20 protein-coding genes are annotated in these 24,112 nt (G+C 73.7%); 9 read left to right on the forward strand and 11 right to left on the reverse strand.

The features are described from left to right. Positions 1 to 22 precede the first annotated feature (22 nt). The 3 genes from ggt to macS all read left to right on the forward strand — a co-directional run bounded on the left by ggt (position 23) and on the right by macS (position 4,376). Positions 23 to 1,795: a gamma-glutamyltransferase gene (ggt, locus tag ABD352_RS03445; protein WP_344610704.1), complete on the forward strand. Its 1,773-nt coding sequence runs from the start codon at positions 23 to 25 to the stop codon at positions 1,793 to 1,795. An 86-nt stretch (positions 1,796 to 1,881) separates the two neighbouring features. After that, positions 1,882 to 2,439, forward strand: coding sequence for a D-alanyl-D-alanine carboxypeptidase family protein (locus tag ABD352_RS03450; RefSeq protein WP_344610705.1), 558 nt, complete (start codon positions 1,882 to 1,884; stop codon positions 2,437 to 2,439). 8 nt (positions 2,440 to 2,447) lie between these two features. After that, positions 2,448 to 4,376: a MacS family sensor histidine kinase gene (macS, locus tag ABD352_RS03455; RefSeq protein WP_344610706.1), complete on the forward strand. Its 1,929-nt coding sequence runs from the start codon at positions 2,448 to 2,450 to the stop codon at positions 4,374 to 4,376. Between the two features lie 102 nt (positions 4,377 to 4,478). Here macS and ABD352_RS03460 read toward each other — a convergent pair whose 3' ends face one another. From ABD352_RS03460 to ABD352_RS03475, 4 genes are all read right to left on the reverse strand, one after another. Next, complete coding sequence (locus ABD352_RS03460; protein ID WP_344610707.1) at positions 4,479 to 6,506, reverse strand: glycosyl hydrolase family 28-related protein; 2,028 nt, start codon at positions 6,504 to 6,506, stop codon at positions 4,479 to 4,481. A gap of 223 nt (positions 6,507 to 6,729) precedes the next feature. Beyond that, a complete protein-coding gene (locus ABD352_RS03465) occupies positions 6,730 to 7,998 on the reverse strand; it encodes an adenosylmethionine--8-amino-7-oxononanoate transaminase (protein WP_344610963.1) in 1,269 nt (422 codons plus the stop codon). A gap of 28 nt (positions 7,999 to 8,026) precedes the next feature. Then, positions 8,027 to 8,437 carry a VOC family protein gene (locus tag ABD352_RS03470; RefSeq protein ID WP_344610708.1) on the reverse strand — a complete coding sequence of 137 codons (411 nt, stop codon included), beginning with the start codon at positions 8,435 to 8,437 and terminating at the stop codon, positions 8,027 to 8,029. A gap of 85 nt (positions 8,438 to 8,522) precedes the next feature. Next, positions 8,523 to 9,488 (reverse strand): DUF5937 family protein, encoded by a 966-nt coding sequence (locus ABD352_RS03475; protein WP_344610709.1) that lies wholly within the window; start codon positions 9,486 to 9,488, stop codon positions 8,523 to 8,525. Positions 9,489 to 9,554: 66 nt separating this feature from the next. Between ABD352_RS03475 and ABD352_RS03480 the strand changes: the two genes are divergently transcribed. From ABD352_RS03480 to ABD352_RS03500, 5 genes are all read left to right on the forward strand, one after another. Next, complete coding sequence (locus tag ABD352_RS03480) at positions 9,555 to 10,811, forward strand: MFS transporter (RefSeq protein ID WP_344610710.1); 1,257 nt, start codon at positions 9,555 to 9,557, stop codon at positions 10,809 to 10,811. Positions 10,812 to 11,224: 413 nt separating this feature from the next. After that, on the forward strand, positions 11,225 to 11,638 hold the full coding sequence (locus tag ABD352_RS03485) for a GNAT family N-acetyltransferase (protein WP_344610711.1): 414 nt from the start codon (positions 11,225 to 11,227) through the stop codon (positions 11,636 to 11,638). Positions 11,639 to 11,687: 49 nt separating this feature from the next. Then, positions 11,688 to 12,332, forward strand: a complete 645-nt coding sequence (locus ABD352_RS03490; protein WP_344610712.1) for a LysE family translocator — start codon at positions 11,688 to 11,690, stop codon at positions 12,330 to 12,332. Beyond that, positions 12,333 to 13,547: an RNA polymerase sigma factor gene (locus ABD352_RS03495; RefSeq protein WP_344610713.1), complete on the forward strand. Its 1,215-nt coding sequence runs from the start codon at positions 12,333 to 12,335 to the stop codon at positions 13,545 to 13,547. A 106-nt stretch (positions 13,548 to 13,653) separates the two neighbouring features. Continuing rightward, positions 13,654 to 14,520: a hypothetical protein gene (locus ABD352_RS03500; RefSeq protein ID WP_344610714.1), complete on the forward strand. Its 867-nt coding sequence runs from the start codon at positions 13,654 to 13,656 to the stop codon at positions 14,518 to 14,520. Positions 14,521 to 14,670: 150 nt separating this feature from the next. Here ABD352_RS03500 and ABD352_RS03505 read toward each other — a convergent pair whose 3' ends face one another. From ABD352_RS03505 to ABD352_RS03535, 7 genes are all read right to left on the reverse strand, one after another. Further along, complete coding sequence (locus ABD352_RS03505) at positions 14,671 to 15,801, reverse strand: DUF1996 domain-containing protein (RefSeq protein WP_344610715.1); 1,131 nt, start codon at positions 15,799 to 15,801, stop codon at positions 14,671 to 14,673. Between the two features lie 30 nt (positions 15,802 to 15,831). Continuing rightward, positions 15,832 to 16,713, reverse strand: coding sequence for a DUF4142 domain-containing protein (locus ABD352_RS03510; RefSeq protein ID WP_344610716.1), 882 nt, complete (start codon positions 16,711 to 16,713; stop codon positions 15,832 to 15,834). Continuing rightward, positions 16,713 to 17,363, reverse strand: a complete 651-nt coding sequence (locus tag ABD352_RS03515; protein WP_344610717.1) for a hypothetical protein — start codon at positions 17,361 to 17,363, stop codon at positions 16,713 to 16,715. The genes ABD352_RS03510 and ABD352_RS03515 overlap by 1 nt, the downstream gene beginning before the upstream one ends. Before the next feature lie 119 nt (positions 17,364 to 17,482). Continuing rightward, a complete protein-coding gene (locus tag ABD352_RS03520) occupies positions 17,483 to 18,031 on the reverse strand; it encodes a sigma-70 family RNA polymerase sigma factor (RefSeq protein WP_344610718.1) in 549 nt (182 codons plus the stop codon). Positions 18,032 to 18,079: 48 nt separating this feature from the next. Beyond that, a complete protein-coding gene (locus ABD352_RS03525) occupies positions 18,080 to 19,582 on the reverse strand; it encodes a ferredoxin (RefSeq protein ID WP_344610719.1) in 1,503 nt (500 codons plus the stop codon). Next, the gene (locus ABD352_RS03530; protein ID WP_344610720.1) at positions 19,579 to 20,856 is read right to left on the reverse strand and encodes a hypothetical protein; all 1,278 of its coding nucleotides are present in this window, start codon (positions 20,854 to 20,856) and stop codon (positions 19,579 to 19,581) included. Before ABD352_RS03530 ends, ABD352_RS03525 begins: the two co-directional genes overlap by 4 nt. Positions 20,857 to 21,310: 454 nt before the next feature. Beyond that, positions 21,311 to 23,644 (reverse strand): hypothetical protein, encoded by a 2,334-nt coding sequence (locus tag ABD352_RS03535; protein WP_344610721.1) that lies wholly within the window; start codon positions 23,642 to 23,644, stop codon positions 21,311 to 21,313. A 188-nt stretch (positions 23,645 to 23,832) separates the two neighbouring features. Here ABD352_RS03535 and ABD352_RS03540 point away from each other — a divergent pair, with 188 nt between their 5' ends. Next, complete coding sequence (locus tag ABD352_RS03540; protein ID WP_344610722.1) at positions 23,833 to 24,096, forward strand: hypothetical protein; 264 nt, start codon at positions 23,833 to 23,835, stop codon at positions 24,094 to 24,096. Positions 24,097 to 24,112: the final 16 nt, after the last annotated feature.

Here is a 24,112-nt window from a genome sequence, read left to right on the forward strand (position 1 = left end):
CCGTCGATCAGTGGAGGTACCGATGCGAAGGCTTCTCCTCATCCTCCTCGTGCCAGCATTGCTCGCGCCGGCGGCCCCGGCCGCGGCCGAGACCAGGAGCGGGCCCACCGCCTCCGGCTACGGCGGGGCGGTCGCGTCGGTCGACCCCATGGCGACGGCGGCCGGGCTGGAGGTGCTGCGCCGCGGCGGCAACGCGGTGGACGCGGCGCTCGCGGTGGCGGCCACCCTGGGGGTGACCGAGCCCTTCTCGTCCGGCATCGGCGGTGGCGGCTTCTTCGTGTACTACGACGCCCGCACCGGCCGCGTCTCCACCCTCGACGGCCGCGAGACCGCCCCGCGCGCGATGACCGAGACGGCGTTCGTCGACCCGGCCACCGGGCAGCCGCTCGCCTTCCAGGAGGCCAGGGTGAGCGGGTTGTCCGCCGGCGTCCCCGGTTCGCTGGCCACCTGGGACACCGCCGCCCGGCTGTGGGGCACCCGGCCGCTGTCGGCCGCCCTGCGCCCGGCCGCGCAGGTGGCCCGGGACGGCTTCCCGGTCGACGCCACCTTCGCCCAGCAGGTGTCCGACAACGCGACGGCCTTCTCCCAGTTCGAGCCCACGGCCCGGCTGTTCCTGCCCGGCGGGGCGCCGCCCGCGGTCGGCAGCACCATGCGCAACCCGGACCTCGCGGCGACCTACGAGCTGCTGGCCCGCCGCGGCGTCGACACCTTCTACCGCGGGGAGATCGGCCGCGACATCGTCGCCACGGTGCAGCGCCCGCCGGTCGCGGCGGGCCCGGCGCAGCCGTGGCCGTACGCGATCCGCCCCGGCGGCATGACGCAGGACGACCTGCGGGCCTACGAGGTGCGCCGGCCGGCCCCGACGCGGATCAGCTACCGCGGCTACGACGTCTACGGCATGGCCACGCCGTCGTCCGGCGGCTCGACCGTGGGCGAGTCGCTGAACATCCTCGAACGCTCCGACCTGCGCGCTCTGCCGAAGAGCCAGGCCTTGCACCGGTACCTCGAGGCAAGCGCCCTCGCCTTCGCCGACCGCAACCGATACGTCGGCGACTACACGCCCCGGCCCCTGCTGGACGCCCTGCTGACGGACGGCTTCGCGGGCGAGCGGGCCTGCCTGATCGACCCGGCGAAGGCGCTGGCCAAGCCGGTCCAGCCGGGCGTGCCCGACGGGCGGTACCAGCGCTGTGCCACCGCGCCGGGCGGCGCCGCGCCCGACCAGGGGCAGTCGACGACCAACCTGACGGTGGCCGACAAGTGGGGCAACGTCGTGGAGTACACGCTCACCATCGAGCAGATCGGCGGCAACGGCATCGTGGTGCCCGGCCGCGGCTTCCTGCTCAACAACGAGCTGACCGACTTCAACTTCACGCCGACCCAGGGCACCGAGCGCGACCCGAACCTGCCCGGCCCGGGCAAGCGGCCGCGCAGCTCGATGGCGCCGACGATCGTGCTGCAGCACGGCCGCCCGTTCCTCGCCGTGGGCTCCCCCGGCGGCTCGACCATCATCACCACGGTGCTGCAGATCCTGGTCAACCGGCTCGATCTCGGCATGACGCTGCCGGAGGCCCTGGCCGCGCCGCGGGCCTCGCAGCGCAACACGGCGTCGGTGACCGCGGAGCCGGCGTTCATCGCGTCGCCCGAGGGGCAGGCGCTGGCCGGGCTGGGCCACACGTTCACCCCGATGGCGGAGATCGGCGCGGCCACCGCGGTCGAGTTCCTGCCGCACGGCAGGTTGCTGGCCTGCGCGGAGCCGGTCCGCCGCGGCTCGGGCTCGGCCGGCACGGTCCGGTAGCCGGGCACTGCTGAGTCGCGGTACCTATCGACGAATGGGTACCGCGGCTCAGGACCGGGCCGGGGCGCGGGCGGCATTGTCCTTGCATGCGTTCGACCAACGCCCGGCGGCGCGACGGGGTGTACCGCAGGATCACCCGCGCCATCGCCGTCGCGCTCGCCCCGGCCGCCTGGCTCGTCGCCCCCGGCCGGGCCCGGCTCACGGCCTGCCAATGGGCGCTGGCCGCCCGCTTCCCGGCCGAGGACCTCGGCGGCCTGACGGCGGCGACCCGCGCGGCCTTCGAGGCGGCCCGGACCGAGGCGCTGTGGCGCGACGGCGAGCTGATCGGGCTCACCTCCGGGTACCGCCACCCGCTGGAGCAGGCGCGCCTGTTCCACCGCGCCGTGGCCCGCGAGGGCTCGGTCGAGGCGGCCTGGCGCCACGTGCTGCCGCCCCATGCGTCCCGCCACGTCGCCGGCACCGCGCTCGACATCCGCCCGACCGAGGGCGCGCGCTGGCTGGAGCGCCACGGCAACCGCTTCGGCCTCTACCGCACCTACGACAACGAGTGGTGGCACTTCGAGCACCGCCCGGACGGCCGCCCGGTCCGCCTGCCCCATCCTGGCTTCAGTGGGGTCGGCGCGGCCGGGACGGATCGGCGATGATCGCTGCCATGAACCAGCCGCGCGCCGCGATCGCCTCCGCCGGGGTGGCCGCCCTGCTCCTGCTCCTGGTCCCGATGCGCGGCAGCAACGCGCCGCTGCTGCTCGACCTGCCGCTGCGGGGCTCACCGGCCGGCCTGGCCGAGACGGCGACCCCGATCGTCGTCGTCATCGCCGGGCTGCTGGCGCTGCGCTGGTGGCCGTGGCTGCTCGCCGCCGCGGCGCTGCTCACGCTGGCCGCGATGGTGTCGCACCCGGCCGGCAACGTCGCCCCCGACTGGCTGTTCCCGCTGCTGCCGGCCGCGCGACCCCTGACCGTCATCGCCGTGTTCGCCGCCGCCCAGTCCCTCATCGGGCGGGGCCACACCCGGCTCGGCGCGGTCCTCGCCGGGTTGAGCGTCGGCGTCGCCCTGATCGCCTCGGCCTCCTCGCAGCTGTGGTGGTTTCTGACCCAGGGGGAGATCTCGCACTGGCACGTCGCCTTCGCCACCGTCGCGCTGGCCGCCCTCGCTCCGGCGGTCTGGGTGCTGCGCTCCGGCGACGAGGCCGCGCGCCCGGGCGGCCTCCTCTCCCGGCCCATCATCGCCGGCGGCCTGGCCGTCGCCCTGGCGATCCCGCTGAGCCTGATCACGACCGAGCGGCTGGCCGAGCTGGTCGGTGTGCCGCAGGACGCGCTGTACCGCCATGCCGACGCCGAGAACGCCATCATCGCCGCGGTTACGCTCGTCGTGGTGGCCGTCCTGGCCGCGATCGCCGGGCCGTGGCCCCTCGGCGGCGCGCTGACCGCCGCGCTCGCGCAGTTCGCCGCGGCGGCCCCACTGCTGCTGGCGATGTCCGCGCTGCGGGCGTCGGTGGCGCCGTGGCTGGCCGTCGTGGGCGGCCTGGCGCTCGGCGCGGCGCTCGCCGCCGGCCGCCGGCGCTTTCCCCTCGCCGCCGCGGTCACGGTGGCCGCCGCGGTGGCGCTGCTCATCGCCTACTCCGCGACGATCGGCCACCCGGAGAAGCTGGCCGACCAGCAGCGGGTCATCCCCGCGATGCTGATCGCGGTGCTCGTCACGGCGGCCGCGGTCGCCGTCGTCGGCGCCACGACGACCGCCCTGGCCCCGAGCGGGACCGCCCCGGCCACGCTGGGCCCGCTGGCCGGCGTGCTGGCGCTCGGCGGCATGCAGGTCGTCGACTCCGGCTACTTCAGCGGCTCCGGAGCGGCCATGAAATCGCTGCCCAGCAGCGAGTACCTGGGCGTGTCGGTCTGGCTGCTGTTCGCCGCCGCGGCCGCGGCCGGCGGCCTGGGCCTGGCCCGGCACTGGTCCGACCGGCGGGCCGAGCGCCGCCTGGCCGAGCAGATCCGCCGCGAGGCCGCCGAGGCCGAGCGCAACCGCCTGGCCCGCCCCATCCACGACGGCGTGCTGCAGGTCCTGGCCCTGGTGCAGCGCCACGGCGCCGAGCTCGGCGGCACCGGCGCCGAGCTGGCCAGCCTGGCCGGCGAGCAGGAGGTGGCGCTGCGCACGCTGCTCAGCGGCGGCGCGACCGCCCCGTCCGCGCGCGGACGCGCCGAGCCGGGCGACCTGCGCACCGCCCTCACCGCTCTGGCCTCGCCCACGGTCGAGGTGGCCGCGCCCGCCGGCCCGGTCCCGTTGCCGCAGCCGGCCGCCGCCGAGGTGACCGCCGCCGTCGAGGCCGCCCTGGACAACGTCCGCCGCCACGCCGGCCCGGACGCGCGGGCCTGGGTGCTGCTGGAGGACGAGGGCGACGGCGTACGCATCACGGTCCGCGACAACGGCACCGGCTTCGACCCGGCGCGGCTGGGCGAGGCGGCCGGGGAGGGGCGGCTCGGCGTGGCCCAGTCCATCCGGGGACGCATCGAGGATCTGGGCGGCACCACCGACATCTTCAGCCGCCCCGGCCAGGGCACGGAGATCGAGATCTGGGTGCCTCGCTGACCGCGAAAAGAAGCCACGTCGACCGCGAAAAGCGCCCCCGGCCAGCACGGCCGGGGGCGCCTCGCGGTGCACTTGCGTCAGATCAGTAGGAGCGTCAGATCATCACCAGGGCTGGGGAGCCGGGGGAACCACGACCGGCGGGCGGTCGTCGCAGGTGATGGTGTTCGGCAGCTCCCACGACGCCATCCACGGACCCGTGGTGCCGCCGCCGTCGTTGCCGCCCAGGTCGGTCAGCGAGAACTCCGAGCCGGTCGGCTTGAAGTTGAACGCGCCGCAGTTGTTCACGCCGACCGCGCCCACGTTGCGGGCGTCGACGTTCTCGAAGGTGGCCGAGCCGCCGACGCGGGCCGAGACGACCGAGGTACCGGTGCCGTCCACCTTGATGTTCTTGAAGTGGACGTTGGTGATCGTGTACTGGTCCTTCACCGGCCAGTCGACGACCAGCATGATCGCGTTGTAGGTGTTGTCGAGGAAGTTGTCCCCGACGACCTGGATGTTCGCGTCCATGTTGCGCTCGAGCGCGAACAGCCAGATGGCGCCCAGGCCGATGTTCCAGTTGAGCTCGTAGGTCCCGGCCCGGACCGTGGTGTTGTTGGTGACGTTGATCGTGCCCGAGAACGGCTGGGCGCCGAAGCGGGTGCCCAGGTGCAGGGCGCTGCCCTCGCGGATCGGGTCGGCCACCAGGTTGTTGGAGACCGTGATGTCCTTGCCGCCGTAGATCGCGATGCCGTTGGCCAGCGTCGGGGTCTGCACGGTGTTGTGGTCGAACGTGTTGTTCGCGTCGGCGGTCGTCTCCGACCACATCGCCAACGCGTCGTCGCCCGTGTTGCGGAAGAAGCTGTTCGACACGGACGAGTTGGTGACGCCGAGGTGGAAGTTGACGCCGTCGGCGATCTGGTCGACCACCGTGGTGTTGGTGACCTTGGTGTTGTTCATCGGGCCGTCGAACCAGAGGCCCACCTTCGTGTGCTGGATGTACAGCCCGTCGATGGTGGAGTCCGACAGCGCCCCGCCGATGCCGTTGACCTGGTCGGTGTCGATGCGCTCGCGCACGTCACCGATGATCGAGAAACCGGAGAGGTGGACGTTCTTGCTGCCGCCGTCCTGCGAGTACTTGCCGTAGAACCCGACCCCGGTGTGGATCGAGTTGTCCGGCAGCGGCTTGCTCAGGGCGACCTCGTGGCCCTTGATGATCGTGTACCACGAGCCGGCGCCCTCGATCGTCACGTTGTCGACGATGATGTGCCGGTTGACCTGGTACGTGCCCGGCGGCACGTACACCTTGAGGTGGGTCCACTTGGCGAAGGCGATCGCCATGTCGAAGGCGTCGGCCGAGTCGCGCTTGCCGGTCGGGTCCGCGCCGAAGAACAGCACGTTGGACGCGACCAGGTTGACCTTCGGCGCGCCGACGAGCTCGGAGTCGAGCAGGTCGATCGCGGTCCAGGCGGCGTTGCTGCCCGCCGGGACCTGCAGCCGGACCTTATCGCCCGCCTTGTAGGTCTTGCCGAGCAGCAGGCGCTGCTCGTCGTACATGTGGAACGGGCGGAACGGCTTGCTGATCTGCGGCGCCGGCGTGGTGAAGGCCGGCACGCAGCCGCACTCCGTGATCCACCAGTCGCTGTGCAGCAGGTCGGCGTTGGGGTCGTTGGAGAACGGGTACTGGTTGTACAGCCAGGAGTACTGCGAGGTCAGCGTCATCGTCTGCTTGGACTTGCCGTTGACCGTGACGTCGAGCGGCGCGGTGATGCCCCCGCCGTTCGGCGCGTCCGGGATGCTGTACCGGACGTTGATCGCGTTGGCCGCGCTGGGCAGCGTGAACTCCACCCACTGCCCGGGCGTGAGCTTGACCGCCGACCGGCCCGACGCCTCCGCCGCCAGGGTGTACGCCGTGCGGTCGGGACCGATGACCACCCCGTTGGTCTGGGCGCGCTCCGCCTCCTGCTCCGCGAAGCCGACGCTGGCGCCCCGGCCCGCGACGAGCGCGGGGTCCAGGGCCGCCCGCGTGACGGTCGGCGAGGCCGAGGCGGCGTGCGCGGCGGTGCCACCGGCGACGACGCTCCCTAAGCCGATCAGGGCCGCCGTCGCCGCCGCGGACCACCGCGGTGGTGTTCCTGTGGTGCTCCGTGACATCGAATGACTCGTTTCTCTCGGGAGGGCGCACGCCGAGAACGCATCGAGGTGGGCGGACGTCGAGCGGGGGCGATGGGGTGATGCACCTCGGACGCTCGAGGCGGGGGCGGACGCCGTGAGTGAGGTGACAGTAGGTCTGCCGCACCACCTTGCACAAGGTCCCGCGACATATTTGCGTAACACTGCCGCGTTCTTGCACGGCATGTTGTCCCAAATGGACGAACTAACCGACTTCAGAAGCCGCGATCACCGCGCGGCAAAGGCGCACGAGGTCGTCGTCCCCGGTGATGTACGGGGGCATGGTGTAGACGAGATCACGGAACGGCCGCAGCCAGACGCCATGATCAACCGCGGCGCGGGTGGCCGCGGCCATGTCGACGTCGTGGTCGAGCTGGACCACGCCGATGGCCCCGAGGACGCGCACGTCCCGCACGCCGGGCAGGGCGCGGGCCGGGGCCAGGCCGTGGATGAGGCCGGACTCGATGCCGGTCACGGCGTCCACCCAGTCGCCCGAGAGCAGCAGCTCGATCGAGGCGTTGGCGACGGCGGCGGCGAGCGGGTTGCCCATGAACGTCGGGCCGTGGGCCAGCACCGGCACGTCACCGCGGCTGATCCCGCTGGCGACGCGGGGGACGCACAGGGTGGCGCCCATGCTGAGGTACCCCCCGGTCATCGCCTTGCCGATGCACATGACGTCGGGCGCGACCCCCGCGTGGTCGGCCGCGAACAGGGCGCCGGTGCGCCCGAAGCCGGTGGCGATCTCGTCGAACACGAGCAGCACGTCGTGCTCGTCGGCCAGCTCGCGCAGCGCCGTGAGGTACCGCGGGCTGTGGAACCGCATCCCGCCCGCGCCCTGCACGACGGGCTCCACGATGATCCCGGCGATCTCGTCGCGGTGCTCGCGCAGCAGCGCGTCCAGTTCCTCGACGTAGGACGGGTCGTACTCGACGGGCGGCATCGGGGCGAAGACCTGCTCGGGCAGCACGCCGCGCCAGAGGCTGTGCATCCCGCCGTCGGGGTCGGTCACCGACATGGGGTGGAACGTGTCGCCGTGGTACCCGCCGCGCCACGTCAGCATCCGGCGCTTCTGCGGGCGGCCCAGCGAGAGCTGGTACTGCAGGCACATCTTGATCGCGACCTCGACGGCGACGGAGCCGGAGTCGCAGAAGAAGACGTGCGCGAGCGGCCCCGGCGTGATGTCCACGAGCGTCCTGGCCAGCCGGACCGCGGGCTCGTGGGTCAGTCCGCCGAACATCACGTGGCTCATCCGCCCGAGCTGGTCGCGCACCGCGGCGTCGAGGACGGGGTTGGCGTACCCGTGGATCGCCGCCCACCACGAGGACATCCCGTCGACGAGCTCGCGCCCGTCGGCCAGGCGCAGCCGCACGCCCGAGGCCGACGAGACCACCAGCGGTGACTGCGTCGCCGGCATCGGCGCGTACGGGTGCCAGACGTGCTCACGGTCCAGCGCGATCAGCTCGTCGGGGTCCAAGGCCACGGACCCGACACTATGCGCTGGGTCAGCCCTGCGGCTGGGTGATGTTCACCATCCACTGGATGCCGAACTGGTCGGTGCAGGAGCCGAACTCGTCGCCCCACATCTGCTTCTCCAGCGGCATGGAGACCTTGCCGCTGGACGACAGCTTCTCCCAGTAGCCGCGAAGCTCCACGGCGTCGTCCCCGCTGACGCTGATCGTGATGTTGTCGCCGGGGTTGATCGTCATGTTCGAGGGCGTGTCCGACGCCATCAGGTTGTAGCCGCTCGACGACTCCAGCTGCGCGTGCATGACCTGGTCGGCGATGGCAGGGTCGCCGCCGTACTCGCCGAACGTGTTGATCCGCAGGTTGCCGCCGAAGACGGACTGGTAGAACTCCATCGCCTGTCGGGCGTTGCCCCGGAAACTGATGTACGGGTTGAGCCTCGAGGTCACAGCAAACTCCCTTGGTCGTGTGACGGGCGCGATACCGGCAGCCTAGTTCGGCGCGGCGCGGCGTTCGTCCGATCGAGGGAACATGTCACCCCTGTGCGGCCAAGGCGTCACCGAGCGCGGTGCGGCGGTACAGCACCGAGCGCCCCGACCGCGCCGGGCGCACCAGGCCGGAGCGGCGCAGCACGGCCAGATGGTCGCCGACGGCCCCCACGGCCAGGCCCAGCCGGGCCGCCAGCTGGGTGGTGCTGGCCGGCGAGTCCAGCGCGAGCAGCAGCCGGGCCCGGGAGCGGCCGAGCAGCTCCCCCAAGCCGGTCTGGGCGGGCATCTCCTCCCACAACGCCGCCACGCCGCGGGCCGGGTAGACCAGCGCGCGGCGCCAGGGCGGGTCGGTGAACGCCCCGAACCGGGGCCAGATCAGCACCGAGGGCACCAGCAGCAGACCCTGGCCGTCGGTGGGGACGGTGCGGCCCCGTTCGAGGGGCGTGTCCAGCTCGAGGGCGCCGTCGCGCCAGCGCAGGTCGGGGTGCAGGCCGTCGAAGGCGGCCGCCCAGCCGCCCTCGCCGAGCCGCCCGGCGCGGTGCACCACGTCGCTCTCGCAGATCGCGCGCAGCTGCGGCCAGTCGGGGGCGAGCAGGGCCAGCCAGGCCGACTCCAGCGCCGCGGCCAGGCGGTCGACCACGTCGGCGGAGCGGAGCACGCGCAGTACCGAATCCGAGACCCTGGGACCCTTGGCGAGGGCCCTGGCGATCTCCCGGCGGGCCACCGGCAACGGCGTCGCGCGCACGACGTCGAGGTCGGCGGTCCAGGTCTGCTGCAGCCCGGCCGGGGGCGGCCCGATGAAGTCGGCGCCGTAGACGGCGGTGTGCAGGGCGACCACGGCGTCGAGATCGGTCTGCGCCCGGAGGCGGTCGAACTCGGGCCGCAGCCGCGCGAACCGGCCCAGCGGCGCCAGGCCGGCTAGCTTGCGCAGCAGGCCGCCCAGCTCGAACAGCGGCGACACCCCGAAGCGGGTGTGCAGCAGGTCGGCGGCGTCGACCTCCAGCCGGAGCATGCTTCGACCTTACGTCGAGGGACGAAACATTAACTGCCCAAGGTGTACGTCCCGGAGCCTGGCGACATGACGACGTACTCCGCGGTGCTGCAAAACCGCGCGTTCAGGGTCCTGTTCGGCACCCGCACGCTGAGCATCCTGGCCGACACCCTGCGGATCGTCGCGCTCTCGCTGCTCGTCTACGCCGCGACCGACTCGCCGGCCCTGGCCGCGCTCGCCTACGGCATCGGCTTCCTGCCCCAGCTGCTCGGCGCCGGGCTGATCGGGGCGCTGGCCGACCGGGTCCGGCCCCGCCGCCTGATCGCGTTGGGCTACCTCGCCGAGGCCGCGGTCGCGCTCCTGCTGGCGGCGGTGCCGATGCCGGTGTGGGCCGCCCTGGCCCTCGTCGCCGTGGCCGCGCTCATCACCCCGGTGTTCAACGGCGCGCAGAACGCGCTGATCGCGGCCACCCTGCACGGCGAGGCCTACGTGCTGGGCCGGTCGCTGGCCAACGTCGCCTCGTCGCTGGCCCAGCTGGTCGGCATGGCCGGCGCCGGGCTCGCGGTCGCCACGCTGGGCGGGCGGCGGGCCATGCTGCTGGCGGCCCTCGGCCACCTGATCGCCGCCGCCTGGACGCGGCTGGGCCTGACCGACATGCCGGCCGTCGGGCGCGCCGACGACAAGAGCCTGACCGCTGCCAGCTGGCGGGGCAACGTCGCCCTGCTGCGCGACCGGACCGTGCGCCGGCTGCTGCTCGTGCAGTGGCTCCCGCCGGCCTTCGTCACCGGCGCCGAGGCGCTCATCATCCCCTTCGCCGCCGGGCGCGGCTTCCCGGCCGGCGCGGCCGGCTGGCTGCTGGCCGCCATCCCGGTCGGCATGATCGGCGGCAACCTGGTGGTCGGCCGGCTGGTCGGGCCGGCCCGCCGGGAGCGGCTGGTGCCCGCGCTCATCGCGCTCATGGGCCTGCCCTGCCTGGCCTTCGCCGCCCCGGTGTCGTGGCCGCCGCTCATCGGCGCGCTCGCCGTGGTGGGCGTGGGCTTCGCCTTCGGCCTCGGGCTGCAGGAGGCCTTCCGCGACGCGCTGCCGGAAGAGGGCCGCGGCCAGGCCTTCGGGTTGCTGTCCACCGGCCTGATGACCGCGCAGGGACTACTGCCCGCGCTGGCCGGCCTGCTCGCCGAGGCGCTGCGCCCCGGTGTGGTCATCGCGCTGCTCGGCGCGGCGACGCTGCTCACCGCGGGAGGCGCGACCCCACGGTTTGTACGTCGACAGCACCGTCGAGAACAACAGCAGGGAACTGGAGACGGCGGGCGCGATGACCAGGTTGAGCCGCTGCTGCTGGCCTAGCGCGGCGCCGAGGTCGTAGGCCTGGGTCAGGTTCGGGTACAGGGCGAACGTGACGAGGCCGAGCATCACGGTCACGACCGCGAGCTTGACCGCCACCCACCACCACTTGAGCAGCCCCCACGGGGTGCCCAGCGCGTTGAGGACGCCGACCAGCCAGACCACGAACGTCAGCGGCACGAACAGGGCCTGCCCGACCAGGCCGAGCGCCGGGTACACCACCCCGCGGTCGGCCGCGCCGGACAGGCCCGCGATGCCGAGCGTCAGCAGGACGAGGTCGACGCCGAGCCACCCGACGGCGGTGGCCACGTGCAGCGTGAGGACCGCCTTGCGCCACTTCGGTGTGAATCGCACGCTTCCCAGCCTCGCAAAGGTCACGTCCCGCGTCTGTACTCCCGGTGTCGTACCTTGGCCCGATGCGACTACGCCCGGCGACGAATGCCGACGTCCCCGCCGTCCTGGTGTTCTGGAAGCTGGCCGCCGAGGACACCAACCGGGTCGGCGACGACGCGGCCGCGGTGACCGCGCTGATCGACCGCGACCCGGAGGCGCTGCTGCTCGCGCTCGACGGCGACGAGATCGTCGGCTCGCTGATCGCCGGCTTCGACGGCTGGCGCTGCCACCTGTACCGGTTCGCCGTCCACCCGGACCGGCGCCGCCGCGGCATCGGCAAGGCGCTGCTCGACGCGGCGGAGGAGCGCTTCCGGGCCCTCGGCGGGCGGCGGGCCGACGCGATGGTGCTGGACGACAACGCGCTGGCCCACCACGCCTGGTCGGCCGGCGGCTACGCCCCCCAGCCGCAGTGGCGCCGCTGGGTGAAGGGCCTCTGACCGCGGATTGGCCGTTTCCACCGGCCGGCGCGCCCGGCAGGGTGGGATCATGATCTCCGTCGGTGCGGTTGTCGGCGTGACCCTCGTGGCGCTGGGCATGGTGCTCACGCCCGGGCCCAACATGATGTACCTCGTCTCCCGCAGCATCACCCAGGGCCGCCGCGCCGGGCTCACCTCGCTCGGCGGCGTCGCCGTCGGGTTCGGCGTCTACCTGACGCTGGCCGCCACCGGCCTGTCCGTCGTCTTCGCGGCCGTCCCGGCGCTGTACACCGCGGTGAAGCTGGCCGGCGCCGGGTACCTCGCCTGGCTCGCCTTCCAGGCCGTGCGCCCCGGCGGCACGTCGGTCTTCGCCCCGGTCGAGCTGCCGCCGGACTCCAACCGGCGGCTCTTCGCGATGGGCCTGATGACCAACCTGCTCAACCCGAAGGCGGCGATCATGTACGCGTCGCTCATCCCGCAGTTCGTGGACGTGCGGGCCGGGCACCTGGTGGCCCAGGCGTTCCTGCTCGGCGGGGTGCAGATCGCGGTCAGCATGCTGGTGAACACCGGCATCGTCTGCGCCGCCGGGACGATCGCCGCCTTCCTGGCCAAGCGGCCGGCCTGGCTGCGGGTCCAGCGGTACGTCACCGGCACGCTGCTCGGCCTGATCGCGGTGAGGCTGGCGACCGACAGGGCGCGGCCCACGGTGGTGTAGTTGTTGGTTGTGACGGTCGAGGAGGAGCTGCGGGCGCTCGCGCCGCAGGTACTGGGCATCCTGATCCGGCGGTACGGCCAGTTCGACGCCTGCGAGGACGCGGTACAGGAGGCGCTGCTGGCCGCGGCGCTGCAGTGGCCGTCCGAGGGGGTGCCGGCCAACCCGCGCGGCTGGCTCATCACCGTCGCCGTGCGCCGCCTCACCGACCAGTTCCGCTCCGACGACGCCCGCCGCCGGCGCGAGGCCGCCGTCGCCGCCCTGGAGCCCGAGCCGTCCGACGCCGTGCCGGACCGCGACGACACGCTGACCCTGCTGTTCCTGTGCTGCCACCCGGCCCTGTCGGCGGCCTCCCAGCTGGCGCTCACCCTGCGCGCGGTCGGCGGCCTGACCACGGCCGAGATCGCCGCCGCCTTCTTCGTCCCCGAGGCCACCATGGCCCAGCGCATCAGCCGGGCCAAGGCGAAGATCAAGTCGGCCGGCGCCCGCTTCGCCCCGCCGCCGCCCGAGGAGCGCCCGGCCCGCCTCGAGGTCGTCCTGCACGTGCTGTACCTCATCTTCAACGAGGGCTACACCGCCTCCTCGGGCGCGGACCTGCAGCGCGGCGACCTGACCGCCGAGGCGATCCGGCTGACCCGCGAGGTGCACCGGCTGCTGCCCGACGACGGCGAGGTGGCCGGCCTGCTGGCCCTGATGCTGCTCACCGACGCCCGCCGCCCGGCCCGCACCCTCCCGGACGGGATGCTGGTCCCACTGGCCGACCAGGACCGCGCGGCCTGGCTGCGCCCGATGATCGACGAGGGCACCGCGCTGATCACCCGTACCCTGCCGCTGGGCCCGCCCGGCCCCTACCAGCTGCAGGCCGCCATCGCCGCCGTGCACGACGAGGCCGCGCGGGCCGGGGACACCGACTGGCGGCAGATCCTGGCGCTGTACCAGCTCCTGTCCCGGGTCGCCCCGAACCCGATGGTGACCCTGAACCACGCCGTGGCGCTGGCCATGGCGAAAGGCCCGGAGTCCGGCCTGCGGCTGCTGGCCACGCTGGACGGCGACGACCGGATGGCCGGCCACCACCGGCTTGCCGCGGTCCGGGCGCACCTGCTGGAGATGTCCGGCGACCTGCCCGGGGCCCGCGAGTGGTACACGCTGGCCGCCAAGCGCACGACCAGCCTCCCCGAGCAGCGCTACCTGTCTTCGAAGGCCGCGGCGCTGGCCTGAGTCGCCGCCTTTCGGATATGTCGGGCGCTGGCGCACCCGACATATCCGACTTATCAGCATTTTTCATGCTGAACCGGCACTTTCGCTGCTCGCCTACCATCGACGGGTGTTGTACGTCGCGTTCGACGACATCGGCCGCTGCCTGGTCTCGCGGGACGACCCGGAGCCGGCCGGCACCGTGCAGCGGGCCGACTACGACGGCGTGGTCGCCATCCGGCTCTCCGGCAACGAGGGCGACGACTGGGCCCGCACCGCGCCCGATCTGGCCGGCACCCGCCTGCTCACCGGCAGCGTCCTGGCCATCGTCGCCGGCGCCACCGTCACCGCCTCCGCGCTGATCAACCCGCTGCTCACCCTGCCGGTCGGCGCCGCCGTCGCGGTCTACGTCGGCCGGCGGCACAACGCGGCCGCAGCCGGGCTGGAGCGCCGGTGGGCCGAGCGGCACCGGATGCTCGCCACCCGCCCCGAGGTGGCCCGGTTCCGCAAGGGCTTCGACGCGGCCCGCACGATCCTGGTGGCCTGGCCGTTCCTGGCCGACCTGGTGCAGATCCCGTCGCCCCGCACGGAGGTGGCGGCGTCGCTGTGGACGCTGGCCGCGCTGCTGGACGAGCACGCGGACCTGGCCGAGCAGTACGCCGCCCTCAACGACGCCCGCTTCGGCGCCCTGCCGCCCGAGGCACCGGTGCGGGCGGCCCTGGAGGAGCGGCTGGCCCTGGTAGACCGCTCGCAGCGGCGGCTCAGCGCCGAGATCGACCGGCGCCTGGAATCCTTGACCACGCTGGCCGCCCGGTGCGCCGGCTTCGTGCGCGCGGAGTCCGCGCTGCATGCGGCGCACGAGGCGGTACGGCGGGCCGACGAGTCCCTGCACCGCCTGACACCCCCGGCGGTCCTGACCCACACCCCGGACGCGGCCCGCGAGCTGGCCGAACGCACGACGGCCGTCATCTCCGCCTACCGCGAACTGCGCCGGTAAGCGTCCGACACTTCGCGCGAGAGCGGTGCGACCGGGGCTCTCCATGCCCCGGTCCCACCACGCCGGCCGAAGCCTCCTCTCGTCAGGGTGCGCCGCCGGCCGGGCGCTCGCCGCGCCGGCTCCTTCCAGGCCGGCGCCGCGGGAGGGCTCTCAGCAGCGGCGGCCGCCGTTGATGCAGCCGACCACGAAGTTCATCAGCTGCTGCGACATCACGTTGGTGAAGTCGCCGTGGTCGGTGATCGGGGCGTGCAGCTGCTCGGGGAACGAGTCCAGGGCGAACGTGCCGGCCGGCTGGCGGGCGTAGGAGATGGTCATCGTCAGCCGCGGCACCGCCGAGGTGCGGCGGGGGCACTTGCCGTTGGGGTTCGGGAAGACGATGTGCGAGCGGTGGTTGGCGCTGTCCGTGTTCTGGCCGTCCCAGCAGCTCGGGAACTCCAGGACGCGCTGGACCTGGCTGCCCTGGGGGCACACCGGGTACTTCGTCGTGGTCCGGTTCTCGAAGCCACTGCACGTCCACTTGGCGCGGGCGTTGGCCGGGCCGTTGGTCAGGGCCTTGGCGTCGCCGGTGATGATGCGGATGAACTGCGGCTGGGCGCGGACCTTCGACTGGCTGTTGCCGCTGAACTCCAGCCGCACCGCGACCGGCTCCAGGAGCTGGCCGACGTTGCCGTCCAGGCCGCCGCCGTTGGCGTCGGCGTCGGGGCCGGCGCCGCGGTTGGTGCGGCGCAGGACCGGCCAGTAGTAGGCCGACTTGTCGCCGAAGCGGCAGGTGGTGCCGCCCGCGGCCAGGCTCGCGTCGGTCGAGTTGCCGTCCGTCGTCACGTTGCCGACGTAGTCGTGGACGTGGTGGGCGCCGTTGGTCACGCCGGGGGCCACGATGAAGTTGTCGGAGTTGTGGTGGCCCTCCTTGTTCGTACCGCAGACCGAGACGAACGTGCCGGTGGAGGCGTTGCGGCCGGTGCGCACGCCGTTGCCCCCGGCCGGCTTGACCTGGCGGATGTCGATGAAGTCGGTGTTCGCCGGCCCACCCATGTTCGCGTGGCACTTGTCGGGGACGGTCGCGGGGCTCGGCGAGTCCACAGTGGATGGACGAGCCAGGCACTCCGGGGCCGGGCCCTGGTCGTTGGGGATGCGCGCGGCGTCGGCGAGCGCGTCGGGGCCCTCGTCGGCGGAGGCGTAGTAGGTGACCGACAGCATCGCGCCGATGACGACGGCGCCGGCCGCGGCCGCGGTCCACCACCGCGGCCGGCGGCGCCGGGGTACATGTTCCAACCTGCTCACGTCCTTTCTGCTGGATCACAAGACGCTGGATCAGAAGACTGGGCTGCGCCGGGAACCGCGGTAGATGCGCAACGCGGCGACGGCGCCGACGACCAGCGCGAGGCCGGCGACGGCCCAGGCGGCGTCGGGCGAAAACGCGGCGGCGGGGCCGGAGCTCGTGGGGATGCCGGCGGCCAGGCCCGGCGTGGGCAGGGCGCCGAAGTCGACGTTGCCGATGCTCTCCAGCAGGGTCATGTGCTTCATCACCACGTTGACCGCGGTCTGCGCGAAGGTGCGCACGACATCGTTGCGGGTGCCCGAGCGGATCGAGGACACCAGCGCGAAGACCTTGCCGTGCGCGGCCCGCAGCCGGTTGGCGAACGTGCTGTCGAAGTCCGCGCCGAACTTGCCGTTGAGCTCGTCGAGCCAGCCCTGCTGCTCGTCGCTGGGCTTGTCCGGCAGCGGTACCCCGAGCCGCGCGGCCGCCTGGCGCACCTGCTGGTCGAGGCCGCGGTGGTCGGTGGCCAGCTGCGCGCCGACCTCCTTCACCCGCTGGTCGTCCGCCCGGGTCTGGGCCATCTGGCCGGCCGGGCCCTCCCACAGGCCGGCCTGGCGCACCTTGGCGAGGAACTCCCGGTCGGCCGGCCCGATCGGCCCGCCCGCGGCCACGACCCAGCCCTCGGGCAGCGGCCCGGTCACCGGGCCGGTCACCGCGACCTGCACGGGGTCCTGCTCCGGATCGTGCCGGTGCGCCGTGGGGGTGGGAACATACGCCGTCCCGGAGCCGCCCGCCTGCGCCTGGGTGAGGGCCGCCCGCAGCGACGGCACGGCGAGCATCGTCCCGACGGCGGCGACGATGAGCAGCCACCACGGCCACGTCCGGCGGCGCGGCGGCCGGCGGTGCGCCGCGCCCGCGGGCTCGACGGGGTACATCAGTAGCCGCCGGATCCGCCGTCGTCGTTCGTCGTCGCGGTGGGACCGGCGGCGGCCGGGGGCTGCACGGCGGTGGGGGCCGGCGTGGGCAGGCAGGTGAGGTTCTTCTTGCCGTCGGGGGCCACGACGAACCACACGCCGCCGACGTTCTGGCCCTTCCAGGCGCCCGGCTTCGGGTCGCCGATGTAGCGGTACACCGGCCAGCCGGCCAGCGTGATCTGGCGGGACCCGTCGGCGCGCACCACGGTGCCGACCACGGCCGGGTCGACGCCGGTCAGCTCGGGGTTGCCGTCCGTCAGTGCGGGCGGCCAGACCTGGGCGCACTTGTCGACGCAGTTGGACTTCGGCGGCTTCGCCGTGTCCTTGTCGAACCGGTACAGAACCAAGCCGTCCTGATCGGTGACGACCTTGCCCATCTTCGGGATCGTCGCCGCCTTGAGCCTCAGCGTCAGCGGGGCCGCCGGCGCGGTGCTCGGCGGGGGCGCCGAGCTCGCCCCCACGTCGTTCAGGGCCGGGATCTGTTGCTGCGCGGCGGCGTCGTAGCCGGCCGCGGCGTCGGTGCCCCTCGGTGCGCACGCGGTCAGGCCGGCCAGTGCGGCGGCCGCCGCCGCGCAGCCCGCCACGGTCGCGGTGAGCCTCGTTGCTGCCACGTCGTCCTCCTCGGTCCCGTCTCTGGCGTTCCGCCATGTGGTACGGACGGCCGGAGGGGACGGGACTGAAAGGATCCACAGTGGACAAATTCACAAAGGTAGCTGGGAGAAACCTCGAACTATCCTGGGCCCGATTCCGTATCAGCCCTTGTGTCCAGCGCCGCGCGCAGCGCCCGCAGGGCGTAGTACACCCGCGACTTCGCCGTGCCCAGCGGGAGCCCGAGCAGCTCGGCCACCTCGTGCACCGTGCGGTCGCGCAGGTACGTCTCGACGATGATCTCGCGGTGGGCCCGGCTGAGGCTGCGCAGCGCGTCCATCACCACGAGGCTGGACAGCACCCGCTCGGTCTCGTCGCGCTGGGCGAGCCCGGCCACCCACACCTCGTCGAGATCCTGGCCGTAGGTCTCGCCGGCCCGGGCGCTCGCGCTGCGGTGCTCGTCGATCGCGATCCGCCGGGCCACCGTGAACAGCCACGGCCGCAGCGAGCCGACCGCGTCGCGGTCGAAACGGTCCGCGTTGCGCCAGGCCCGCAGCAGCGTCTCCTGCACGATGTCCTCGGCCCGCTGCCGGTCGCCGGCGGTGAGCCGCCCGACGAAGCGCAGCAGCGCGTCGGCGTGCTCGCGGTAGAGCGCGGACAGGAGCTCGTGCCGTCCGTTCGCCTCGATCATCGCGTCACCGCCTCGCCGCTCTCTGGCCGGTCAGTGCTGTGGGGCTGGTCAGTGCTTGGGTGCGGCCATGCGCAGGGCCAGGGCCGGGCACATCGCCACGGCCTGCGTGGCGACGGGCTCGAGCCGCACCGGCACCGGCGCGTCGAGGAGGGCCGGATAGCCGTTGCCGTCCAGCCGGATGAGGTCGGGGGCGACGTCGGCGCACAGGCCGTGCCCGTCGCAGCGGGACCAGTCGACGTGCAGCCGCCGGTTGCCGCCCTCGTCGCGGGCGGCCGGCACCGGCAGCACCCCGGCGACCGGGCGGCCGCAGTCGCCGGACCGGGCGTGGCGGGCGAGGTCCTCGGCGAAGACCTCGAGGGCGGAGGTGGCGAAGCCCGCCGTACCGTCGGGATGGCTGCAGGCCCCGCGGCCCTTGACCCCCGCCGCGGCCGCCCGCACCACGGCCGGGTCGCCGGCCCCCGAGGCGAGCCCGTCCACGGCCCGGGACAGGTCCGGCAGGCCGAGCCGGCACGGCCCGCACTGCCCGGCCGACTCGGCCGCGAGGTAGCGCACGACCCGGGCCACCTCGCCGACCGGGCAGGTGTCCGGCCCGAGCGGCAGCACGATGCCGGCGCCGAGCGAGCCGCCGGCCGCGGCCATCCCGCGGCGGGAGACCTCGGCCCGGCTCGCGGCGGCCATGTCCAGCCAGCGGCCGTGGAAGCCGCCCGACAGCACGGCCGGCCCGGCGGGCACCGCGCACAGGTCGAGCACGTCGGCCAGCGGGGTGCCGGTCGGGCACTCGACCACGGCCGGGTGCCGGGCGCTGCCGGTGACGCTGAGCAGCACCGTGCCGGGCTCGTCGGCGTTGCCGGCCTCCCGGTAGCGCCGCGGCCCGACCCGGGCGGCGATCGCCAGCTGCGCGAAGGTCTCGGCGTTGGACAGCAGCGTCGGCTGGCCGACCACGCCGCCCTCGCTGGCCCGGCGCTTGATGCCCGGCGGGATGTGCGGCAGGCCGTTGATGCCCTGCACCAGCGCGCCGCCCTCGCCGGAGATGAATCGATGCGGCACCCGTACCACCCGGGCCGGCACCGGCAGGTCCCGCTCGGCCACCGCGGCCAGCAGGGACGACTCGCCGACGCCGTCGTCGGCGACGCACAGCACGATCTCCACCGCGCGCAGCGCCCAGGCGACCAGCGCGGCGCCGTCGAGGATCAGGTGCGGCGCGCGGGTCAGCAGGACCTTGTCCTTCCAGGCCGCGGGCTCGCCCTCGGTCGCGTTCACCACCACGAAGGGCGCGAGCCCCCGCCGCTCGACGGCGACGGCGACGGCCCGCACCTTCTTGGCGAACGGGAAGCCGGCGCCGCCACGGCCGGTCAGCTTGACGCCCTCGGCCAGCTCGACGAGCGTGCGCTGGGACAGCGGGCCGACCGGGCCGTGCACCAGCTGGTGTGCGCGCAGGTCGAGCCGCTCGGCGCGGTCCAGGCCGGCGGTCAGGCGGGCCGGGCCGATCGCCAGCACGGTCGGCACCGCGGCCGCGCCGGACTTGCGCTCGGCGCGGGCCCGGAGGCTCATCGCGCCTCGCCCCGCAGGCCGGCCCAGTACTCGAGCTCGTCGTCCTCGGCCCGGCGCCGCCGCCCGTTCGCCCGCTGCTCGCGCTCCTGGCGGCGAAGCTCGCGGCGGGTGTCGAGGTTGACGAGGGTGGGGGTGTCGTCGTCGGCGTACCGGTCCGCCTGCTCCTGCGCGGCCACCTTGGAGCGTCGGGCGGCGAACCGGTCCCGGAGCGTGAGTCCGCTGGCCTCGTCGCGATACGCGGGCTCGGCCGCGTAGGGGTCGTGGTCGTCCGGCGGCAGCGAGGCGACGCCGCGGTACGTGGGCGCCGGCTCCGGTTCGTAGTACTCGGACACATAGGGGTCCGGTGCCGGGGTCTCGAACGGGTCCACGAAGGGGATCGCGGTCACGGGGGCGGACGCCGGCTCGCGGCGGTAGTCGGCGCGCAGGCCGGCGCCCTCCGCGTCGGCCCACAGCTGGTCGGCCGGGGGCGCGTCCCAGCGGAAGCGGGCGCCGGCGGACCGGGGCGAGCGCGCGGCCCGCCGCTCGTAGCCCATCGGCTCCGGCCGCCCGACCGGCGCGATCTCGGTGGTGGTGCGGTCGGCGGCCAGCCGCTGCCGGCGCCGGTTGGCCTCGGCCGAGATGCGCAGGCCGAGCGCGACAGTGGTCAGGAACAACAGCAACAGGTAGCTGGCGGTGACCCACACGGCCGGCGGCCGGCCGGCGTTGAGCCCGTGCCAGAGCGCGACCGGCCAGCACAGGTACGCCACCGCGTGCAGCGGTCGCCACAGCCACGGCCGGCCGTTCTGCGCGAACCGGGCCCGCACGATGCCGGTCCACATGATCAGGACCATGAGGTACGCCGCCAGGGACCCGGCCCCGATGGCGAACGGCGCCGTGGTGAAGGGCACGAGCGCGCCGAAGAAGCCGACCCGCCCGGCCACCAGCTCGGTGCCGATGTGCAGGCCCAGGCAGGCGATCGCGACGATGCCCAGCGTGCGGTGCACGGACTGCACCCACACCCGGTGCCGGGCGACCAGGACGATGCGGTCGGTGGCGACGAGGCCCACGATGACCGTCAGGGTCAGCGAGACGAGCGTGAAGACGCCGCAGTAGAAGACCAGGAAGCCGAAGAGCTGGCCCAGCGTCTCGCGCCCGCCGCCGGTCAGCACGCCGAGCAGCAGGAGCCCCGCGAGCGCGACCAGCCCGATGTTGACGGCGGACGGCGGGCCGCCCCGAGTGGATCGACCGCGGCGCGAGAAATCCCCGCCGGAGCCCGGCGGGTGCGGCTGAGCCATTGCAGTTCCTCTATCCCTGTGCGGCGATTCCCCGCGCATTCCAGCGCCCGGCGGAACCCACGCTAGGCAGGGCGCCCGAACCGGTCAATTTAAGTTTCATCGAGCACTTCGCCCGGTTCGGGGCACGATTCAGGGCCCACACTTGAAGTCTTCTTAAGATTCTTTATCGATCCATGCTCCACGATGCCACCCGGCCATGAGCACCGACGCGGGAGAATCGCCCGATTTGCCCGATACGCCGGGCAAGCCGGGGACCGCTCCCCGAATGCCGTTGCCGAATGACTGCGGCGCGTAACTTGAATGCGTTCGTGAATCTCGCCTTAAGCCACCGTTAGGGCCGCGTCCCGGGACACCCCGGGCGACGTCAATCAGATCCGCACAGGCCACGTGACCTGCACCCGAAGCGTTCGTACACATGTTCGTCCACAGCCTGTGGATAGAACATGTGTACGGACTACTTGATCTTGTACACCGCGCAGTGGCCGGCCCGGAACATCAGGGTCGCGTACCGCGGCAGCTCGGGCGAGGACGGCATGATGTCGTCCTCGGTGAACAGCCACGTCACCCCGTAGCGGTCGCGCAGCCGGCCGACCGTCTCGAGCGACGGGTCGGCGAAGGCGGCGTCGTTGTCCGCCAGCACCCGGGGGCGCCAGTAGTCGGTGTGCTCCTGCGGTACGCCTTGCACCAGCTCCTGGTCGTGGGCCTCGGCGGTGTAGGCCCAGGACTCGACCAGGACCCGGCGCTCGCTGTAGGCGGCGATGCCGAAGTGCCGGCGGTCGCAGGCCGAGCGCCCGCGGCGGCCCTCGTAGGCGCAGTGCATGTTGGTCGCGACGAGGTCGTCGGGGGACGAGTGGTCGCGCAGCCAGCGGCCGGCCTCGAGCGTGCCCTCGGTGACCACGGGCCAGAGGTCGGCCCGGTCGTGCCAGCCGTTGTCGCGCCCGTCGGCGTATGCGTAGCCCATCTGGCGCACGGCGGTCGGCGCGCAGCAGCCGAGCAGGAACGCGACCACGAGCCCGGCGGCGAACGCCGACCGCGCCCGCCAGGCGAGGACGGCCGCCCCGAGGGCGACGGCCCCGACGACGGCCCAGGGCCAGACGAGGGCGAGCGTGACGGCGGCCGCGCGCCGCTCGGGCCCGATGACCGGCACCTCGCCGCCGTCGGCGAGCCGGATGACGTACACGAGCGCCACCCCGGCCAGCACCGCGCCCAGAACCGAGCCCAGCGCGGCCCGGCGCCGGGACCTGCCCGGCAGGAGGGACAGCAGCCCCCACGTCGCCAGGGCCGCCGCATACGGCCGGGCGCCCTGCAGGAAGAAGCCCTCCGCCTGGCCGCCGGAGTGGCCGAAGAGCAGCAGCACCGCGAAGCCGGCCAGCGGCAGCCCCGCCAGCAGCACGGCGTCCGGGTCGAGCAGGCGCCGCCGGCCCAGGCCCGCCGCGCCGCACCACATGGCCGCCCAGCCGAGCAGCGTCAGGGCGAGGAGCACGACCAGGCGGTACCCCCGCGGATCCTCGGTGTAGTGCGTGCTCACCCCCGCCGGGTTGCGGCGCAGCACGTCCAGCGGCCCGAGCCCCAGCCCCTGGCTCTCCCCGCCGAAGAGCACCAGCTGCGCGAACACCATCCAGCCGAGCACGATCCCCAGCGCCACGGCGGCCCGCCGGTGCAGCGAGCGGCGGCGCAGCAGGTGCACCGCCAGCACCAGCAGCAGCGCGCACAGCAGCGTGGGCAGGAAGGACGCCTTCGCGCCCATGACCGCGGCCGGCAGCACCGCCAGCGCGGCCCACTTGCGCCGGGGGACGACCGGATCGCGCAGCACGTCCAGCAGGACGAGCATCAGCGGCACGAACAGCAGCGACCCGAAGGTCTGGGTCGGGCTGGTCCACAGCGTCAGCCGGATGTCGGAGCCGTCGTCGACGGCGTTGAAGCCGTAGTCGCGGTAGAAGAGGTCCTGGACCCAGCCGTACGGGTCGGGGGCGAGCACGAAGAAGGCGGCCACCGCGGTGAGCGCCCCGGCCCGCCACGAGCCGGCCACCCGGCGGCCGAGCGCGGCCACCGCCACCACCGAGGCGAAGATGACCGGCAGCATCGACAGGCGGGCGACCAGGACGTAGGGCTCGATGCCGGTCGCCCAGCTGGTCGCGGCCATGTCGGCGTAGGCGAACCAGTGGTAGTACACCGGCTCGCTCACCACCCACGGGGTGACCAGGTCCATGTGGTGCTTGAGCTCGCCGACGAGCGCCAGGTGGAACGGCAGGTCGATGTCCGGCCGGCCGTAGCTGGGCCAGCCGAAGCCGTGGTGGCGGAAGTAGACCGTGCTCCAGAAGAGCAGGACCAGGGCGATGCCGGCGAGGGTCCACGACCAGCCGGCGGGCGCCCGGCCGACACTGCGCCAGTTGCGCCGCAGGCCCGGCACCAGCGCGAACACGACCAGGACGGCGGCCGGGGCGGCCAGCGCGGCCAGCGGGACGCCCAGCGCCCGGGCCGGGACGTAGGCCAGGATCTCCAGCCCGTAGCCGACGGCGGCCCCGACCGCGAGGTCCTCCCCCAGCGGGCCGCGGCGCAGCAGCCGCCACAGGAGCATCCCGGGCAGGGCGACGGCGAGGCCGACGTACAGGCCGAACACGCCGGACGTGACGAGGGAGACCCCGTAGGCGTGCAGCACCGCCGCGGTCGCCACCAGCACGAGCCCGGCCGGCCACCAGCCCGAGCGCCACGGCATGCCCGGCCGCCGTGGGGGGTGCCCCGGGCTCGTGTCCGACTCGTCCCGCTCCGCCAGGGGTGTCAGGGCCATGACCCGCTTTCCTACCGGCGGGGCCGCCGCGCCGCCGCGGAATCGACCAAGATTCACTCGTGCGAGTGGGCCATAGATAGCGACGACATCCGCTGTATCATTTTCAAATACTATTCCCAGGCCCCATTCAGCCATTGTTCACGCGCTAATTCATCGCTATCCGAATAGTCGGCACCAGACTGCGGGGCATGGAAATTCCTCGCATGGGGCCGTCCGACCACCTCGCCTCCCGGCTGAGCATGGCGGAGCAGCACGAACTGCTGCGCAAGAAGATTCGCGTCTCGCGCCGCGGCATGCTCGTCGCCGGGGCCGCGGGCGCCGGCGCGGTCGCCGCGGCCGGAATCGCCGGCCCGGCGTTCGCGAGCAAGACTCCGGATTTCTGGCAGCAGGCGGCGACGGCCGCAGGCGGCGACGGCCGCAGGCGCGCGGCGCTGAACGAGGACCAGGCCTGAGGCGCGGGTGGCGGGC

The sequence above is a fragment of the Dactylosporangium salmoneum genome, assembly GCF_039532525.1.
GTDB lineage: Bacteria > Actinomycetota > Actinomycetes > Mycobacteriales > Micromonosporaceae > Dactylosporangium > Dactylosporangium salmoneum.

Coding starts and splice junctions, on each gene's coding strand:
- ggt (WP_344610704.1), top strand. CDS start 23: ATGCGAAGGCTTCTCCTCATCCTCCTCGTGCCAGCATTGCTCGCGCCG.
- ABD352_RS03450 (WP_344610705.1), top strand. CDS start 1,882: ATGCGTTCGACCAACGCCCGGCGGCGCGACGGGGTGTACCGCAGGATC.
- macS (WP_344610706.1), top strand. CDS start 2,448: ATGAACCAGCCGCGCGCCGCGATCGCCTCCGCCGGGGTGGCCGCCCTG.
- ABD352_RS03460 (WP_344610707.1), bottom strand. CDS start 6,506: ATGTCACGGAGCACCACAGGAACACCACCGCGGTGGTCCGCGGCGGCG.
- ABD352_RS03475 (WP_344610709.1), bottom strand. CDS start 9,488: ATGCTCCGGCTGGAGGTCGACGCCGCCGACCTGCTGCACACCCGCTTC.
- ABD352_RS03480 (WP_344610710.1), top strand. CDS start 9,555: ATGACGACGTACTCCGCGGTGCTGCAAAACCGCGCGTTCAGGGTCCTG.
- ABD352_RS03485 (WP_344610711.1), top strand. CDS start 11,225: ATGCGACTACGCCCGGCGACGAATGCCGACGTCCCCGCCGTCCTGGTG.
- ABD352_RS03490 (WP_344610712.1), top strand. CDS start 11,688: ATGATCTCCGTCGGTGCGGTTGTCGGCGTGACCCTCGTGGCGCTGGGC.
- ABD352_RS03510 (WP_344610716.1), bottom strand. CDS start 16,713: ATGTACCCCGTCGAGCCCGCGGGCGCGGCGCACCGCCGGCCGCCGCGC.
- ABD352_RS03520 (WP_344610718.1), bottom strand. CDS start 18,031: ATGATCGAGGCGAACGGACGGCACGAGCTCCTGTCCGCGCTCTACCGC.
- ABD352_RS03525 (WP_344610719.1), bottom strand. CDS start 19,582: ATGAGCCTCCGGGCCCGCGCCGAGCGCAAGTCCGGCGCGGCCGCGGTG.
- ABD352_RS03530 (WP_344610720.1), bottom strand. CDS start 20,856: ATGGCTCAGCCGCACCCGCCGGGCTCCGGCGGGGATTTCTCGCGCCGC.
- ABD352_RS03535 (WP_344610721.1), bottom strand. CDS start 23,644: ATGGCCCTGACACCCCTGGCGGAGCGGGACGAGTCGGACACGAGCCCG.
- ABD352_RS03540 (WP_344610722.1), top strand. CDS start 23,833: ATGGAAATTCCTCGCATGGGGCCGTCCGACCACCTCGCCTCCCGGCTG.